Here is a 17,624-nt window from a genome sequence, read left to right as displayed (position 1 = left end):
CATCCCCCTCACCACCGCTACCCTGCTACAGCGGCACCTCAGCGTCGGCATTAATGGTCTATGATTGATTTTCGTATGCTGCCTGGGACCAATCTAATCAGATACCGTTTCTCTATTCACGCTCTTCAGGTAGCCATCGTCATGGCTATCCTGGAGCGCCGACCCATTACGGCATCCGGACCAGGCCTGGAAGTTTAAGCGATTAGAGCTCGCATCACCGGCACAAGAACCGCGCGATGTCGTTCACTGCTCATTTCTGGGTTAAACGAGGCTATTGAATGAATTCCAAATCATTTCTTAAAAGTTGGGGTGCCGAATATGTGGCTGCCGACACCGTTCGTTTTCGTCTCTGGGCGCCCGGTCAGGATGAGGTAACGCTCAGGCTTTCCGGCGAAGAAACAGAGATGAAGCCGGACGGCGACGGCTGGTTTGAACAGGTGATCAGCGGCGTTGCACCCGGCGCGGAGTATAATTTTGTCCTCGCCGACGGCATGGTGGTGCCAGACCCCGCCTCCCGCGCCCAGAAGGCGGATGTCAACGGCCCTTCCCTCGTTATCGATCCAACCCGCTACAGCTGGCAGAACACCGAATGGCAAGGCCGCCCGTGGATCGATACGGTGGTTTACGAGATGCATATCGGCACCTTCACGCCGGAAGGCACATTCCGGGCCGCGATCGGGAAGCTGCCTTATCTCGCTGAGCTTGGCATCACCATGCTTGAGATCCTGCCGGTTTCGCAGTTCGGCGGCAACCGTGGCTGGGGCTATGACGGCGTGCTGCTTTACGCGCCGCACTCCGCCTACGGCACGCCGGATGACTTCAAAGCCTTCGTCGATGCCGCGCATGATCATGGCCTCTCGGTGGTATTGGATATCGTGCTCAACCATTTCGGCCCCGAGGGTAACTACCTGCCGCTGCTGGCGCCTGATTTCTTTCACAAGGAGCGTATGACGCCCTGGGGCGCCGGCATCGCGTATGATATCGATGCGGCACGCCGTTATATTGTGGAAGCGCCGATCTACTGGCTGAAGGAGTACAATCTTGATGGCCTGCGCTTCGACGCCATCGATCAGATTGAGGACAGTTCCGACAAGCACGCGCTGATTGAAATCGCCGAACGCATCCGCGCCGAAATCACCGACCGTCCGATTCATCTAACTACCGAGGACAGCCGCAACGTGATCTTCCTGCATCCGCGCGAGGAAGAGGGTTCCGTGCCGTTGTTTACCGGTGAATGGAACGACGATTTCCACAATGCCGTCCATGTCTTCGCCACCGGTGAGACCCACGCCTATTACAAGGATTTTGCCCGTGAGCCGGAAAAGCTGATCGCCCGGATTCTGACGGAAGGTTTCGCTTACCAGGGCGAGGTGTCGGCGCAGAGCGGCAAGCCGCGCGGCGTGAAAAGTTCTGGCCAGCCGCCGGTCGCCTTTGTGGATTTCATCCAGAACCACGACCAGGTAGGCAATCGCGCCCAGGGCGACAGGCTAATCGAACTGGCCGGCACCGACCGGACAAAGGTTCTGCTCGCCACGCTACTCTTCTCGCCACATATCCCGCTGCTCTTTATGGGCGAGGAGTATGGCGAGACCAATCCATTCCTGTTCTTCACCGATTTCCACGGCGATCTCGCCAAAGCCGTGCGCGAGGGGCGCGCAAAGGAATTCGAAGGCCATGCCGGGCATGAAGATGGAAGCGTGCCCGATCCGAACGCACAGCAGACCTTTGAGATGTCGAAGCTGGACTGGGAAAAACCGGAGAGCGAGGATGGCAAGAGATGGCTGGCGCTGACCAAAGAGCTGTTGGCGCTGCGTCAGAAACATGTCGTGCCGCTGCTTGCCACGGCGGGCGGCGATTCCGGCAAGGTGGTGAAAACTGCACCGGGCTTCGTCGCTGTCAGCTGGGGTTTCCCGCAAGGCACGCTGTCGATTGCGCTCAACATCAGCGAGTCCACCCAGCCGCTTCCTGACCAGCCTGGCGAGACGATTTTCGCCTGGCCGAAAGCGGCAAGTGAGCTGCCGCAAAACTCCATCGTTGTCCGCCTCGCATCGGGAGACGCAAAGTGAAGATTCCAACCGCCACCTACCGTATTCAGTTCCGTAACGGCATGACTTTTGACCGCGCCGCTGCGCTTGTGCCCTATTTAAAGCGGCTCGGTATCAGCCACCTCTATGCCTCGCCGGTCTTTACCGCGACTTCTGAATCAACCCATGGCTACGACGTCACCGACGCCAATGAGATCGAACCTTCCATCGGCGGTCGCGCAGGCTTTGATCGCATGTCGAAAGCGCTTAAGGAGGCCGGTCTTGGCCTGATCCTCGACATCGTGCCGAACCATATGGCCGCCTCGCTGGAAAACCCCTGGTGGCGCGACGTGATTGAGCATGGCAAAAATAGCCGCTACGCCCGCCATTTTGATATCGACTGGTCGCGCCGTCTCACCTTACCCTTCCTCGGCGATACCTTTGAGGCCGAGCTGGAAAACGGCAATATCGCCGTGAAGCCCGATCCGGGCACCGGCAGGCCCGCTTTCGCTTATTTTGAGAATTTTTATCCGCTTACTCCAGAGAGCTGGCAAGACCACGAGGCGGAGGTGCTGAAACTCGCCGACAAGGCGGAAATTGCCAAACTACATGATCGCCAGCCCTGGAGGCTGATGTCATGGCGGGATGCGCCGCGCGAACTTTCCTATCGTCGCTTTTTTGAAATTGCCGGTCTCGCTGGCGTCCGGGTCGAGGACAAAGCCGTGTTCGACGATACACACCGGCTGATCCTCGAACTCGTCCGTTCCGGCGCGGTCGATGGACTGCGGGTGGATCATGTGGACGGGCTAGCCGATCCGAAAGCTTATCTTGAGCTTTTACGTCACGAGGCGGGGCCGGACTGTTATATCACGGTGGAGAAGATTGTTGGCGAGGGCGAATATATTCCGGCGGAATGGCCGATTTCTGGCACCACCGGTTACGAGTTTATCGCCTCGCTCTCCGATGCGCTGGTGGATGGCGAGAAGGTTGGCGCTCTGCGCAAGGCCTATGAGGATGCCATGGGCAAGCCGGTGGACGTGAAAGCGGAACTGCGGGCGGCCAAACTTTTGATGGCGAACAGAAATTTCGAAGGTGAATTTACCGCGCTGCTGAGACTCGCCACGACGATCGCCAAAACGGATGGCGTGGCGCTTGAGGAACAAACCCTTCGGTCGCCCCTGCGCGAGCTGCTGGTCGCCTTCCCGGTTTACCGCACCTACGGCACGACGCAGGGGCTGCCGCCGGAAGGCGCTGAGATGCTGCAAAAGGTGGCGAAAAAGGTGAGAAGCAGCGCAAACGCTCCCGATCCTCAGGCGCTCGATTTTCTTACCCGCATTCTTGCTGGCGAGGTCTCTGACGCGGCTTCCGGCGAGGCCGCGACCTTCCGTACCCGATTCCAGCAGCTGACCGGCCCGCTGATGGCGAAATCGGTGGAGGATACGCTGTTCTTTCGTCTGCATATGGCGCTGGCCCTGAATGAAGTGGGCGCCGAGCCGTTGCCGCGCACCTTTTCGCTCGAGCGCTTCCATGCAGAGATGAAGACACGGCTGGAGCGACAGCCGGATGCGCTTTCCGGCACCTCAACTCACGATACCAAACGCGGTGAAGACGCCCGTGCGCGGCTCTATACCCTCACCGAAGCGCCGGAGATATGGGCGGAATGCGTCGACCGCTGGCGTCAGATGAACCATTCACAGGTCAAAGTACTCGACGATGGCCCGGCACCGAAACCGGCCGTGGAATGGATGCTCTACCAGGCGCTGGCCGGCGTCTGGCCAACAACGCTCCAGCCGCAAGATGAAGCCGGTCTGAAAGCGCTGGAAGAGCGGTTTCTCCCCTATGTGGAAAAAGCGCTGCGGGAAGCGAAGCTGCGCACCGACTGGGCCGACAGCAACGATACCTATGAAAAGGCGGTGCTCGACTATGCCCGCCACCTGCTCTCGCCAGCTAACCAGACTTTTCTGCGGGATTTTACCGATGCACTGCAACCCTTCGTCAGTGCCGGGCTGGTGAACAGTCTCACCCAGACCGTCATCAAGCTGGCGGCGCCGGGCGTGCCGGATATCTACCAGGGCAGCGAGGCGCTGGATTTCAGTCTCGTCGATCCCGACAACCGGCGTGAACCGGATTTCGCCGCGCTTGCACGGATGCTGGATGAAGAAGCGCCGGATTTCTCCGCAGCAGAAGTGTGGCTGAATGGCCGGTTTAAACAATTTGTTATTACCCGACTTTTGCATTGCCGCCAGCAGGCGCCGACGCTGTTCCGCCAGGGTGATTATTTGCCGCTCGCTGCCACGGGCAAGCGGGCGCAAAATGTTTTGGCCTTCGCGCGGACGGAAAGCGATGATGCGCTGATCGTTATCGCGCCTCGCCTCGTCTTTGCCGCGTCTGACCAACAGCATACGGAACAGGGGGAGACGAAAATCGTCCTGCCTGAGCAGCTTGCTAACCGACGCTACCGCGACATTCTCAGCGGAGAAGAGATATTGGTAGACGATCGGATCGGTGTGGAAACCGTTAATGGACGGGCTGCTGTAAGGCTGCTAAGAGGGTGATTCGCGGAATGAAGTGAAAACTCGCTACCCTGGTTCAGACATAAAAAAACCCTGCCGAGGCAGGGTTTTTTATTAAGGCATCAGCCGTGACGATTACTCGTCGTCGCTGCCGCCAAGACCGGCGTTCAGCAGTTCAGCCAGGCTGGCAGAGGCTTCATCCGCAGTAACCTGCGGAACAACCGGTGCTTCACCTGCCTGACGGCGACGCATACGATCCTGATGGTATGCATAACCGGTACCGGCCGGGATCAGACGACCCACGATGACGTTCTCTTTCAGGCCGCGCAGTTCGTCGCGTTTGCCCGCAACGGCTGCTTCGGTCAGGACACGCGTGGTCTCCTGGAACGAGGCGGCAGAGATGAACGACTCGGTTGCCAGCGACGCTTTGGTGATACCCAGCAGATCGCGCATATAGGTCGCGCCGATTTTGCCGCCCGCTTCCAGATCGCGGTTAGAGATCTTGATGCGAGAGACTTCCGCCTGCTCGCCTTCAAGGAACTCAGAGCTACCGGCGCTGCTGATGGTCGCTTTACGCAGCATCTGACGTACGATGACTTCGATGTGCTTATCGTTAATCTTAACGCCCTGCAGACGATAAACGTCCTGCACTTCGTTAGTGATGTAACGCGTCACAGCATGGACGCCACGCAGACGCAGAATGTCGTGCGGAGATTCCGGGCCGTCAGAGACCACGTCGCCACGCTCAACACGCTCACCTTCAAATACGTTGAGCTGACGCCATTTCGGGATCATCTCTTCGTACGGCTCGCTGCCATCAACCGGTGTAATCACCAGACGACGCTTACCTTTGGTCTCTTTACCGAAGGAGATAATCCCGCTGATTTCAGCCAGGATTGCCGGCTCTTTCGGACGACGCGCTTCGAACAGGTCAGCAACGCGCGGCAGACCACCGGTAATATCCTTGGTACCGCCAGATTCCTGCGGAACACGCGCCAGGGTATCACCCGAGCTGATCTTCACGCCATCTTCCAGCTGTACAATCGCTTTGCCCGGCAGGAAGTACTGAGCAGGCATATCAGAGCCTGGGATCAGAACGTCATCACCGTTAGCGTCGACGATTTTCAGTGCCGGACGCAGATCTTTACCACCGGAAGTACGCTCTGCACTATCCAGAACCACCAGCGATGACAGACCGGTCAATTCGTCCGTCTGACGCGTAATGGTTTGACCGTCAATCATGTCGGTGAAACGGACGAAGCCGCTCACTTCGGTGATTACCGGCATGGTATGCGGATCCCAGTTCGCTACGGTTTCGCCCGCTGCGACCTGCTCGCCGTCACCTTTCGCCATGGTGGCACCGTAAGGAACTTTATAGCTCTCTTTGGTACGACCAAATTCGTCGATCATTTTCAGTTCAACGTTACGCGAGGTGATCACCAGCTTGCCAGCGGAGTTGGTTACCGACTTGGCGTTGGTCAGCTTGATGGTACCTTTGTTCTTCACCTGAATGCTGGATTCAGCAGCCGCACGCGATGCCGCACCACCGATGTGGAACGTACGCATCGTCAGCTGTGTACCCGGCTCACCGATTGACTGTGCTGCGATAACACCGATGGCCTCACCTTTGTTGATGATGTGACCACGCGCCAGATCGCGACCGTAGCAGTGCGCGCACACACCAAAGTCGGTTTCACAGCTCACCACAGAACGCACTTTTACGCTGTCGACAGAGTTCTCTTCCAACAGGTCACAGATGTGCTCATGCATCAGCGTGTTACGCGGAACCAGGATGTCAGCGGTGCCCGGCTTCAGTACGTCTTCAGCCGTTACACGGCCCAGTACGCGCTCACGCAGCGGCTCTTTCACGTCGCCGCCTTCGATAACCGGCGTCATCAGGATGCCTTCGTGCGTACCACAATCATCTTCGGTCACGACCAGATCCTGCGCCACGTCAACCAGACGACGGGTCAGATAACCGGAGTTCGCGGTTTTCAGTGCGGTATCCGCCAGACCTTTACGCGCACCGTGCGTGGAGATGAAGTACTGGAGTACGTTCAAACCTTCACGGAAGTTCGCGGTGATCGGCGTTTCGATGATGGAGCCATCCGGCTTCGCCATCAGGCCACGCATACCGGCCAGCTGACGAATCTGGGCAGCAGAACCACGCGCACCGGAGTCGGCCATCATAAAGATGCTGTTAAAGGAAACCTGACGCTCTTCTTCGCCGTCACGGTTAATGACCAGCTCAGTTGACAGGTTTTCCATCATCGCCTTCGCTACGCGCTCGTTCGCCGCAGCCCAGATATCGATGACTTTGTTATAACGCTCGCCTGCGGTTACCAGACCAGACTGGAACTGCTCCTGGATCTCAGCCACTTCCGCTTCCGCTTCGGTAATGATTTCCACTTTCTTCGCCGGGATCACCATGTCGTCGATGCCTACTGACGCACCTGAACGGGCTGCGTAAGCAAAACCGGTGTACATGGTCTGGTCAGCAAAGATAACGGTCGGCTTCAGGCCCAGAATGCGGTAACAGGTGTTCAGCATTTTGGAGATCGCCTTTTTACCCAGCGCCTGGTTGACGATGGAGTAAGGCAGACCTTGCGGTACGATCATCCACAGAATCGCACGACCGATAGTGGTATCGATGATGCTGGTTTTCGGGATGAATTCGCCCTGCTCGTCTTTACTGTATTCAGTAATACGCACTTTAACGCGTGCATGCAGCTCGGCCAGGCCAGCGCGGTAAACACGCTCAGCTTCTTTCGGGCCAGTCAGCACCATGCCTTCGCCGCGCGCATTTACTTTGTCGCGGGTCATGTAGTACAGACCCAGAACAACGTCCTGAGACGGAACGATGATCGGCTCGCCGTTCGCTGGCGACAGGATGTTGTTGGTAGACATCATCAGCGCACGCGCTTCCAGCTGGGCTTCCAGCGTCAGCGGTACGTGAACAGCCATCTGGTCACCATCGAAGTCGGCGTTATAGGCCGCACATACCAGCGGGTGCAGCTGGATCGCTTTACCTTCGATCAGAACCGGTTCAAATGCCTGAATACCCAGACGGTGCAGCGTCGGCGCACGGTTCAGCAGAACCGGGTGCTCACGGATCACTTCGTCGAGGATATCCCATACCACCGCTTCTTCGCGCTCAACCATTTTCTTCGCGGCTTTGATGGTGGTGGCCAGGCCACGCAGCTCAAGCTTGCCGTAGATGAACGGTTTGAACAGTTCCAGTGCCATTTTCTTCGGCAGGCCGCACTGGTGCAGACGCAGGTATGGACCTACGGTGATAACCGAACGACCAGAGTAGTCGACACGTTTACCCAGCAGGTTCTGACGGAAACGACCCTGCTTACCTTTGATCATGTCAGCCAGCGATTTCAGCGGACGCTTGTTGGAGCCAGTGATGGCGCGACCACGACGGCCGTTATCCAGCAGCGCATCTACCGCTTCCTGCAGCATACGTTTTTCGTTGCGCACAATGATATCGGGCGCAGCCAGATCCAGCAGGCGTTTCAGACGGTTGTTACGGTTGATCACACGACGATAAAGGTCGTTGAGATCGGACGTCGCGAAACGGCCACCATCCAGCGGAACCAGCGGACGCAGATCCGGCGGCAGCACCGGCAGCACGGTCAGGATCATCCACTCCGGCTTGTTGCCGGACTGTACGAACGCTTCCAGCAGCTTGATGCGCTTGGTCAGCTTCTTACGCTTGGTTTCGGAATTGGTTTCGTTCAGCTCTTCACGCAGCTGCTCGCATTCCTGCTCCAGATCCATGTTTTTCAACAGGGCCTGGATCGCTTCGGCGCCCATTTTGGCGTCGAACTCATCACCGAACTCTTCCAGCGCGTCCAGATATTGCTCTTCGGTCAGGATCTGACGCTTCTCGAGGTTGGTCATGCCACCCTCGACCACCACGTAAGATTCGAAGTAGAGCACGCGTTCGATATCGCGCAGCGGCATATCCAGCAGCAGGCCGATACGGGACGGCAGTGACTTCAGGAACCAGATGTGCGCGGTCGGCGAAGCCAGCTCGATGTGGCCCATACGCTCACGGCGTACTTTAGTCTGGGTCACTTCAACGCCGCACTTCTCACAGATCACGCCGCGGTGTTTCAGGCGCTTGTACTTACCGCACAGGCACTCGTAGTCTTTTACCGGCCCGAAAATACGGGCACAGAACAGACCGTCGCGCTCAGGTTTGAAGGTACGATAGTTGATGGTTTCCGGCTTTTTCACTTCACCAAAAGACCAGGAACGGATCATGTCTGGCGAGGCCAGAGCAATTTTGATCGCATCAAACTCTTCGGTTTTAGTTTGCGCTTTCAGAAACTTAAGTAAGTCTTTCACGGATTAGCTCCCGTCGGAGTGAGACTTCTCAGAGACGTCCGACCGGAGTCGGACGCCCTGTAACCAGTACAAATGCGAGTGCTTACTCGTCTTCCAGCTCGATGTTGATACCCAGCGAGCGAATCTCTTTCAACAGTACGTTGAACGATTCCGGCATGCCCGGTTCCATCTGATGGTTGCCGTCCACGATGTTCTTATACATCTTGGTACGACCGTTCACGTCATCAGACTTAACGGTAAGCATTTCCTGCAGGGTATACGCGGCGCCGTAAGCTTCCAGCGCCCATACTTCCATCTCACCGAAGCGCTGACCACCGAACTGCGCCTTACCACCCAGCGGCTGCTGAGTAACGAGGCTGTAAGAGCCGGTAGAACGCGCATGCATCTTGTCATCCACCAGGTGGTTGAGTTTCAGCATGTACATATAGCCAACGGTAACCGGACGCTCGAACTGCTCGCCGGTACGACCATCAAACAGCGTAATCTGACCAGAAGTCGGCAGATCGCCGAGCTGCAGCAGCTCTTTGATTTCGCTCTCTTTGGCGCCGTCGAATACCGGCGTTGCGATCGGCATACCTTTTTTCAGGTTCTCAGCCAGACGCAGCACTTCGTCGTCGGTGAAGGTGCTGATATCCACTTTCTGACGGATATCCGCGCCCAGATCGTAAGCACGCTGGATAAACTCACGCAGTTTGGCAACTTCTTCCTGCTTCTTCAGCATGGCGTTGATCTTGTCGCCAATGCCTTTCGCCGCCATACCCAAGTGGGTTTCCAGAATCTGACCGATGTTCATACGTGACGGTACGCCCAGCGGGTTCAGTACGATGTCGACCGGCGTGCCGTTCTCATCGTAAGGCATATCTTCGATCGGGTTGATCTTGGAGATAACGCCTTTGTTCCCGTGACGACCTGCCATTTTGTCACCCGGCTGAATCTGACGTTTAACTGCCAGATAAACCTTAACGATTTTCAGCACGCCCGGCGCCAGATCGTCGCCCTGGGTGATTTTACGGCGCTTGGCTTCGAGTTTTTTCTCAAACTCGTGCTTCAGCTCATCGTACTGCTCCGCCAGCTGCTCCAGCTGGTTTTGCTTATCTTCGTCGGTCAGGCCCAGCTCCAGCCAGCGCTCGCGCGGCAGCTTGTCCAGCTTGTCCGCTTCCACGCCGCCAGAGATCAGCACCGCCTGAATACGACCGAACAGGCCCGCTTCGAGGATCTGCAATTCTTCAGACAGGTCTTTTTTCGCCTGCTTCAGCTGCATTTCTTCAATTTCCAGCGCGCGCTTGTCTTTCTCAACGCCATCGCGGGTAAAGACCTGTACATCGATAACGGTACCGGAAACGCCGTTCGGCACGCGCAGTGACGAATCTTTCACGTCAGAGGCTTTTTCACCGAAGATCGCACGCAGCAGTTTCTCTTCCGGCGTCAGCTGGGTTTCGCCTTTCGGCGTCACTTTACCCACCAGAATGTCGCCACCGGTCACTTCCGCGCCGATGTAGACGATGCCAGACTCATCCAGTTTGGAGAGCGCAGCTTCACCCACGTTCGGGATGTCAGCGGTGATCTCTTCCGGCCCCAGCTTGGTGTCGCGAGACACGCACGCCAGTTCCTGGATGTGAATCGTGGTGAAGCGATCTTCCTGTACCACACGCTCGGAGACCAGAATGGAGTCTTCGAAGTTGTAGCCGTTCCACGGCATGAACGCTACGCGCATGTTCTGGCCCAGCGCCAGTTCACCGAGGTCGGTGGACGGACCATCTGCCAACACGTCACCGCGCTCAACCGGCTCACCCAGAGAGACACACGGCATCTGGTTGATGCAGGTGTTCTGGTTAGAACGGGTGTACTTGGTCAGGTTGTAAATATCAATGCCCGCTTCGCCCGGATACATTTCGTCTTCGTTAACTTTGATAACGATACGAGACGCATCCACGTACTGAACGGTACCGCCGCGTTTCGCCACGGCAGTTACGCCGGAGTCGACCGCTACCGCACGCTCCATGCCAGTACCTACCAGCGGCTTGTCAGCGCGCAGAGTCGGTACAGCCTGACGTTGCATGTTCGCACCCATCAGGGCGCGGTTGGCGTCATCGTGCTCCAGGAACGGGATCAGCGACGCACCGACAGAAACCACCTGTTGAGTGGAAACGTCCATGTAGTCAACCTGATCGCGGCTGAACAGGCTCGATTCGCCTTTGCTACGGCAGGTGACCAGATCGTCAACAAAGTGACCTTCTTCGTCGAGCTGGGCGTTCGCCTGAGCGATAACGTAGTTACCCTCTTCAATCGCAGAGAGGTAATGAATTTCGTCAGAAACCACACCGTCGATAACGCGACGATAAGGGGTTTCGAGGAAGCCGTACTCGTTGGTCTGCGCATAAACAGAGAGCGAGTTGATCAGACCGATGTTCGGGCCTTCCGGCGTTTCGATCGGACAAACACGACCGTAGTGCGTTGGGTGTACGTCTCGCACTTCAAAGCCGGCGCGCTCACGAGTCAGGCCGCCCGGACCCAGTGCAGAGATACGACGTTTGTGCGTAATCTCAGACAGCGGGTTGTTCTGGTCCATAAACTGAGAAAGCTGGCTGGAACCGAAGAACTCTTTCACCGCGGCCGAAATCGGCTTGGCGTTAATCATGTCCTGCGGCATCAGCGTATCGAGATCGCCCAGTGACAGACGCTCTTTCACCGCACGCTCAACACGGACCAGGCCAACGCGGAACTGGTTCTCCGCCATTTCGCCGACGGAACGGATACGACGGTTGCCGAGGTGGTCGATATCGTCCACTTCGCCTTTACCGTTACGGATATCGATGAGCTTCTTCATCACTTCAATGATGTCGGATTTGCTCAGGATACCGGAACCTTCGATCTCGTCGCGCAGCAGCGAACGGTTGAACTTCATACGACCAACCGCGGAAAGATCGTAGCGGTCTTCGGAGAAGAACAGGTTCTCGAACAGGTTTTCTGCCGCTTCACGCGTCGGCGGTTCGCCAGGACGCATCATGCGATAGATCTCAACCAGCGCGCTCAGGCGATCGCTGGTCGGATCGACACGCAGGGTCTCGGAAATATACGGACCGTGGTCGAGGTCGTTGGTAAACAGCGTTTCGATACGTTTGTGGCCAGACTGGCTCAGCTTCGCCAACAGATCCAGCGACAGCTCCATGTTCGCCGCGACCAGCAGTTCGCCGGTGCTCTCATCCACGTAATCTTTCGCGACCACTTTACCGGCGATATATTCGACCGGTACTTCGATGTGCTGGATGCCATCTTTTTCCAGCTGACGAATATGGCGCGCGGTAATACGACGACCTTTTTCAACGTAGACCGTGCCGTTGGCTTCGATATCGAAGGAGGCGGTTTCGCCACGCAGGCGCTCAGGCACCAGTTCCATCTGCAGCTTGTTGTCGCGGATCTCAAACACCACTTTTTCGAAGAACAGATCGAGGATCTGTTCCGTGGTGAATTCCAGCGCGCGCAGAATGATACTGGCCGGCAGCTTACGACGACGGTCAATACGGACGAACAGGTTGTCTTTCGGGTCGAACTCAAAGTCGAGCCATGAACCACGATAAGGAATGATGCGTGCGTTATACAGCACTTTACCCGAAGAGTGGGTTTTACCCTTATCGCTGTCGAAAAAGACGCCAGGACTACGATGCAGCTGAGAAACGATAACACGCTCAGTACCATTGATAACAAAGGTACCGTTTTCAGTCATGAGCGGGATTTCGCCCATGTAGACTTCTTGCTCTTTAATGTCTTTTACGGTGCCTTCCGGCGCTTCGCGCTCGTAGATCACCAGACGCAGTTTGACACGCAGCGGAGCAGAATAAGTTACGCCGCGAATCTGACACTCTTTCACGTCAAAGACAGGTTCGCCCAGACGGTAGCTGACATATTGCAGCTCAGAGTTACCGCTGTAGCTCTGGATAGGGAATACGGAACGGAATGCAGCTTCCAGACCGTACTGGCCTTCCGGATCTTGCTCGATAAACTTCTGGAACGAGTCAAGCTGGATAGAAAGGAGATAAGGTATGTCCAGCACTTGCGGACGTTTACCAAAATCCTTACGAATACGTTTTTTCTCGGTATAGGAGTAAACCATAGGGTTCCTCAGCTAGCTGACAAGTCGACCCACGCTGTCCGTCCTGAAGGGACAGTTCATGCAACACTATTTTGTTTCTCACGAGATGCGAAACACCTCATGCAATACGTCTTTCTATCACTCTTAAATCATTTCATTGCTTTTGCATGGGCAGGGAACCCTCACAGGAAAGCAGTATATTAAGTCGTCGATAGAAAAAGATATTGAAGAACGCTCGATGGACAAACAATGCGAAACCCCATCGAGGCTCTGGAGCGCAAAAAGGCTGGTGACCCAAAAGCCACCAGCCATCAGCCTGAAATTACTCAGACTGCAACCCGAAGGTTGTCTTACTTAACTTCAACTTCAGCGCCAGCGTCTTTCAGAGCAGTTTCAAGTGCAGCTGCGTCGTCTTTGCTGATGCCTTCTTTGATTGCAGCCGGAGCAGCTTCAACCAGGTCTTTAGCTTCTTTCAGGCCCAGACCAGTTGCGCTACGTACAGCTTTGATTACTGCAACTTTGTTCGCGCCAGCAGCTTTCAGGATGACGTCGAATTCAGTTTTCTCTTCAACAGCTTCAGCCGGGCCAGCAGCAACAGCTACAGCGGCAGCAGCAGAAACGCCGAATTTTTCTTCCATAGCAGAAACCAGCTCAACTACTTCCATTACGGACATAGCGGCAACAGCTTCCAGAATTTGGTCTTTAGTAATAGACATGACAATTGTTCCTAAGAATCAGAAAAAGTTTATACGTTAGCAAGTACGATGGAAAAGAAATTGGGCTTAAGCCGCTTCTTTTGCGTCGCGAACAGCAGCCAGAGTGCGGACCAGTTTGCCTGCAGCGGCTTCTTTCATGGTCGACATCAGACGTGCCAGTGCTTCTTCGTAAGTCGGCAGCGTTGCCAGACGGTCAATTTGTGCCGCCGGGATCAGCTCACCTTCAAAGGCTGCAGCTTTGACCTCAAATTTTGCATTCGCTTTCGCGAAATCTTTGAACAGACGAGCAGCAGCGCCCGGGTGTTCCATAGAATATGCAATCAGGGTCGGACCAACAAACGTGTCTTTCAGGCACTCAAACTGAGTACCTTCAACGACGCGGCGCAGCAGGGTGTTACGAACAACACGCATGTAAACGCCAGCTTCACGACCTGCTTTACGCAGTTCAGTCATTTTGTCTACGGTCACGCCACGGGAATCCGCAACAACCGCAGACAGCGCGCCTTTGGCTACTTCGCTGACTTCAGCAACAATCGCTTGTTTGTCTTGAAGATTTAATGCCATTAGCTTTTGCTCCTGGATTTTGGCCGGGGATGAATTTCCCCGGAACTCACTTCACTTATCACCCTTGCGGGAAGATAAGCGCTGAAACACGGTGAGCAGAATCCAGCTAAGAAAAAATTCTTTTCGGCTCTGTCACCGTCTACGCAGGGGATTAAGCGTTGTATCCGAAAATACGCCGCTCCTGCGGTCTTGGACGGAGGCCAGGATAAGGCCTGACTCCAACCTAAATTCGTTTGTGTGCTCGAAAGCACAACGGGCGTAAGATTCTAGATGAATTTTTCGCCCGTTTCAAGCAGCAATTAGCTTGCTGCTGCGTTCAGACCAGACTGGTCAACGGCAACGCCGGCGCCCATGGTGGTGGAGAGGCTAACTTTCTTGATGAACACGCCTTTCGCCTGAGACGGTTTTGCTTTTTTCAGCGCAACCAGCAGAGCTTCCAGGTTTTCTTTCAGTTTGTCAGCGTCAAAATCCACTTTACCGATGGTGGTGTGGATGATGCCGTTTTTGTCGTTACGATAACGAACCTGACCTGCTTTAGCGTTTTTCACTGCTTCAGCAACGTTCGGCGTTACGGTACCGACTTTTGGGTTCGGCATCAGGCCGCGCGGGCCCAGAACCTGGCCCAGTTGGCCAACAACGCGCATCGCATCCGGAGAAGCGATAACCACGTCAAAGTTCATTTCGCCTTTTTTGATCTGGTCAGCCAGATCTTCCATGCCTACCAGCTCAGCGCCAGCTGCTTTAGCAGCTTCGGCGTTTGCGCCTTGAGCAAACACGGCAACACGTACTGAGCGGCCAGTACCGTGCGGCAGAACGGTCGCGCCGCGCACGTTCTGGTCAGATTTACGTGCATCAATGCCGAGGTTAACGGCAACGTCCACGCTCTCTACAAATTTAGCGGTAGCCAGTTCTTTCAGCAGAGCAACAGCTTCGTTGATTTCGTACTGTTTGGTCGCATCAACTTTGTCACGGATCACGCGCATGCGCTTGGTCAGCTTAGCCATTTCTTAGTCCTCCACTACCAGGCCCATGGAACGAGCAGTACCTTCGATGGAACGAGTCATCGCTTCCACGTCAGCACCAGTCATGTCCGCAGCTTTGGTTTCTGCGATTTCACGTACCTGAGCACGAGTTACTTTACCGACTTTGTCTTTGTTCGGCTTACCTGAACCAGACTTAACGCCTGCTGCTTTTTTCAGCAGAACCGCCGCCGGCGGGGTTTTGGTAACGAAGGTGAAAGAACGGTCGCTGTATACGGTGATAACAACAGGAGTCGGCAGACCTTTTTCCAGAGATTCGGTCTTGGCGTTGAACGCTTTACAGAATTCCATGATGTTAACGCCCTGCTGACCCAGAGCCGGACCAACCGGTGGGCTCGGGTTAGCCATACCAGCTGCAACCTGCAGCTTGACGTAGGCTTGTACTTTCTTGGCCATGATATTTCCTCTTTTGGGTATAGCGCCTGATAACAGGCTTCCCGTGATAACAGTTCACACGCTGTTGCCAGCGCATAAAAACAAAAGGCGCGAAATTATAGTTAAATTTCGCGCCTGCTGCAAGAGCTAAAAAATAAGCGATGGGGAAAAATTAACCTTTTTCCACCTGGCTGAAGTCGAGCTCGACGGGAGTCGCACGACCGAAGATCGAAACAGAAACCTTCAGGCGGCTTTTCTCGTAATCCACCTCTTCCACCACGCCGTTGAAGTCGGCAAACGGGCCATCGTTGACGCGGACCATTTCGCCGGGTTCGAACAGCGTTTTTGGACGCGGCTTATCGCCAACCTGTTGCAGGCGATTCATGATCGCATCCACTTCTTTATCGCTGATAGGCGCCGGACGGTCAGAAGTGCCGCCGATAAAGCCCATCACGCGCGGAACGCTGCGCACCAGGTGCCAGCTGGCGTCATTCATCACCATCTGCACCAGGACGTAGCCCGGGAAGAATTTGCGTTCGCTTTTGCGACGTTGACCGCCACGGATTTCAACCACTTCTTCAGTGGGCACCATGACGTCGCCAAACAGTTCTTCCATGTTGTGCAATTTGATGTGCTCGCGCAGCGACTGTGCTACGCGGCCTTCAAAACCGGAAAACGCCTGCACGACGTACCAGCGTTTTTTTGGAGCTTCAGACATTTCAGAACCTCAGGCCAGTGATAAACGATACCAGACGGACCAGAATACCATCCAGCCCCCACAAAATCAGTGACATCACGGCGGTAACCGCGGCAACGATTAAGGTGGTGTGCAGCGTTTCCTGACGAGTTGGCCAGATGACCTTACGCATTTCGGTTCTTGCTTCGCGTGCAAAAGCCACGGTCGCCTTGCCTTTTGTCGTCAACAGCGCAATGCCGCCCGCTGCGGCAATCAGCACAACGACAGCCAGCGCACGTAAAAACAATGTCACATCGCGATAGTAGTAATTACCGACGATCGCGACGATCAGCAATAGAGCAACAACCAGCCACTTTATCGCTTCCAGGCCGCGCCCGCTCCCTTGAGCTTCGGTATTCGCACTCATAAACCAACCTGCCACAATAATTCAGAAACTATTCTGCCCCGCAGTGCGAGGCATCCAAACCGAATGAGCTTTTGAGGCGTAACTCGGTATCCTGGGCCGTGCTACAGAGCCTGTCTCAGCAATGATTATGATCGAAAATCACTGATGAGCCAGGTTCTATATAACAGCGTACAAAAAGGGCATCAAATGATGCCCTTTTCGTGTGCATTGCGTCAAATGTTATCGATTAATTAAGCGATAACTTTGGCAACAACGCCCGCGCCAACGGTACGGCCGCCTTCGCGGATTGCGAAACGCAGACCGTCGTCCATCGCGATCGGGTGGATCAGGGTAACAACCATTTTGATGTTGTCGCCCGGCATCACCATCTCAACGCCTTCCGGCAGTTCGATGGTTCCGGTCACGTCAGTGGTACGGAAGTAGAACTGCGGACGGTAGCCTTTGAAGAACGGAGTGTGACGACCGCCTTCATCTTTGGACAGGATGTACACTTCTGATTCGAACTGGGTGTGCGGCTTGATTGAGCCCGGCTTGGCCAGAACCTGACCACGCTCGATCTCTTCACGCTTGATACCACGCAGCAGAACGCCCACGTTCTCACCCGCCTGACCCTGGTCCAGCAGTTTGCGGAACATTTCAACGCCGGTACAGGTTGATTTCGCAGTGGCTTTGATGCCCACGATTTCAACTTCTTCACCCACTTTGATAATGCCGCGCTCTACACGACCGGTCACAACGGTACCACGACCAGAGATGGAGAATACGTCTTCGATCGGCAGCAGGAACGGCTTGTCAATTGCGCGCTCCGGATCCGGGATGTAGGAATCCAGGTGGCCGGCC

General features: G+C 55.5%; 11 protein-coding genes. 2 read left to right on the top strand and 9 right to left on the bottom strand.

All coding sequences use genetic code 11. From position 1 onward, the window contains the following. Positions 1-278 precede the first annotated feature (278 nt). Together treZ and treY are read left to right on the top strand one after the other, a co-directional pair. Positions 279-2,066, top strand: a complete 1,788-nt coding sequence (gene treZ, locus ABU178_RS19955) for a malto-oligosyltrehalose trehalohydrolase (RefSeq protein ID WP_397218209.1) — start codon at positions 279-281, stop codon at positions 2,064-2,066. A gap of 41 nt (positions 2,067-2,107) precedes the next feature. After that, entirely contained in the window at positions 2,108-4,579 is a 2,472-nt protein-coding gene (treY, locus tag ABU178_RS19950; RefSeq protein ID WP_397218245.1) for a malto-oligosyltrehalose synthase, read from the top strand. A gap of 93 nt (positions 4,580-4,672) precedes the next feature. Here the strand turns inward: treY and rpoC are convergent, their stop codons facing one another. From rpoC to ABU178_RS19905, 9 genes are all read right to left on the bottom strand, one after another. After that, entirely contained in the window at positions 4,673-8,896 is a 4,224-nt protein-coding gene (gene rpoC / locus ABU178_RS19945) for a DNA-directed RNA polymerase subunit beta' (RefSeq protein WP_397218207.1), read from the bottom strand. Between the two features lie 82 nt (positions 8,897-8,978). Beyond that, positions 8,979-13,007 (bottom strand): DNA-directed RNA polymerase subunit beta, encoded by a 4,029-nt coding sequence (gene rpoB / locus ABU178_RS19940; protein WP_397218205.1) that lies wholly within the window; start codon positions 13,005-13,007, stop codon positions 8,979-8,981. A 329-nt stretch (positions 13,008-13,336) separates the two neighbouring features. Beyond that, entirely contained in the window at positions 13,337-13,702 is a 366-nt protein-coding gene (rplL, locus tag ABU178_RS19935) for a 50S ribosomal protein L7/L12 (RefSeq protein WP_397218203.1), read from the bottom strand. Positions 13,703-13,768: 66 nt separating this feature from the next. Further along, positions 13,769-14,266 carry a 50S ribosomal protein L10 gene (rplJ, locus tag ABU178_RS19930; protein ID WP_011091858.1) on the bottom strand — a complete coding sequence of 166 codons (498 nt, stop codon included), beginning with the start codon at positions 14,264-14,266 and terminating at the stop codon, positions 13,769-13,771. Between the two features lie 299 nt (positions 14,267-14,565). Beyond that, complete coding sequence (gene rplA / locus ABU178_RS19925; RefSeq protein WP_397218201.1) at positions 14,566-15,270, bottom strand: 50S ribosomal protein L1; 705 nt, start codon at positions 15,268-15,270, stop codon at positions 14,566-14,568. Between the two features lie 3 nt (positions 15,271-15,273). Then, the gene (rplK, locus tag ABU178_RS19920; protein WP_065648599.1) at positions 15,274-15,702 is read right to left on the bottom strand and encodes a 50S ribosomal protein L11; all 429 of its coding nucleotides are present in this window, start codon (positions 15,700-15,702) and stop codon (positions 15,274-15,276) included. A 151-nt stretch (positions 15,703-15,853) separates the two neighbouring features. Further along, the gene (gene nusG / locus ABU178_RS19915; RefSeq protein ID WP_130833261.1) at positions 15,854-16,399 is read right to left on the bottom strand and encodes a transcription termination/antitermination protein NusG; all 546 of its coding nucleotides are present in this window, start codon (positions 16,397-16,399) and stop codon (positions 15,854-15,856) included. Between the two features lies 1 nt (position 16,400). Continuing rightward, complete coding sequence (secE, locus tag ABU178_RS19910; RefSeq protein ID WP_397218198.1) at positions 16,401-16,784, bottom strand: preprotein translocase subunit SecE; 384 nt, start codon at positions 16,782-16,784, stop codon at positions 16,401-16,403. A gap of 230 nt (positions 16,785-17,014) precedes the next feature. Continuing rightward, on the bottom strand, positions 17,015-17,624 hold a 610-nt coding region (locus ABU178_RS19905), incomplete at its 5' end, for an EF-Tu C-terminal domain-related protein (RefSeq protein ID WP_397218196.1).

It is taken from the genome of Pantoea osteomyelitidis, from assembly GCF_044342975.1.
Classification (GTDB): domain Bacteria; phylum Pseudomonadota; class Gammaproteobacteria; order Enterobacterales; family Enterobacteriaceae; genus Pantoea; species Pantoea osteomyelitidis.
The sequence above is the reverse complement of the archived record's forward strand: the minus strand, read 5'-3'. Positions and strand labels throughout refer to the sequence as shown.

What these genes read in the sequence shown, in the direction of transcription:
- treY (WP_397218245.1), top strand. Translation starts at nt 2,108, where the DNA reads ATGACTTTTGACCGCGCCGCTGCGCTTGTGCCCTATTTAAAGCGGCTC.
- rpoB (WP_397218205.1), bottom strand. Translation starts at nt 13,007, where the DNA reads ATGGTTTACTCCTATACCGAGAAAAAACGTATTCGTAAGGATTTTGGT.
- secE (WP_397218198.1), bottom strand. Translation starts at nt 16,784, where the DNA reads ATGAGTGCGAATACCGAAGCTCAAGGGAGCGGGCGCGGCCTGGAAGCG.
- treZ (WP_397218209.1), top strand. Translation starts at nt 279, where the DNA reads ATGAATTCCAAATCATTTCTTAAAAGTTGGGGTGCCGAATATGTGGCT.
- rplA (WP_397218201.1), bottom strand. Translation starts at nt 15,270, where the DNA reads ATGGCTAAGCTGACCAAGCGCATGCGCGTGATCCGTGACAAAGTTGAT.
- rplK (WP_065648599.1), bottom strand. Translation starts at nt 15,702, where the DNA reads ATGGCCAAGAAAGTACAAGCCTACGTCAAGCTGCAGGTTGCAGCTGGT.
- nusG (WP_130833261.1), bottom strand. Translation starts at nt 16,399, where the DNA reads ATGTCTGAAGCTCCAAAAAAACGCTGGTACGTCGTGCAGGCGTTTTCC.
- rplJ (WP_011091858.1), bottom strand. Translation starts at nt 14,266, where the DNA reads ATGGCATTAAATCTTCAAGACAAACAAGCGATTGTTGCTGAAGTCAGC.
- rplL (WP_397218203.1), bottom strand. Translation starts at nt 13,702, where the DNA reads ATGTCTATTACTAAAGACCAAATTCTGGAAGCTGTTGCCGCTATGTCC.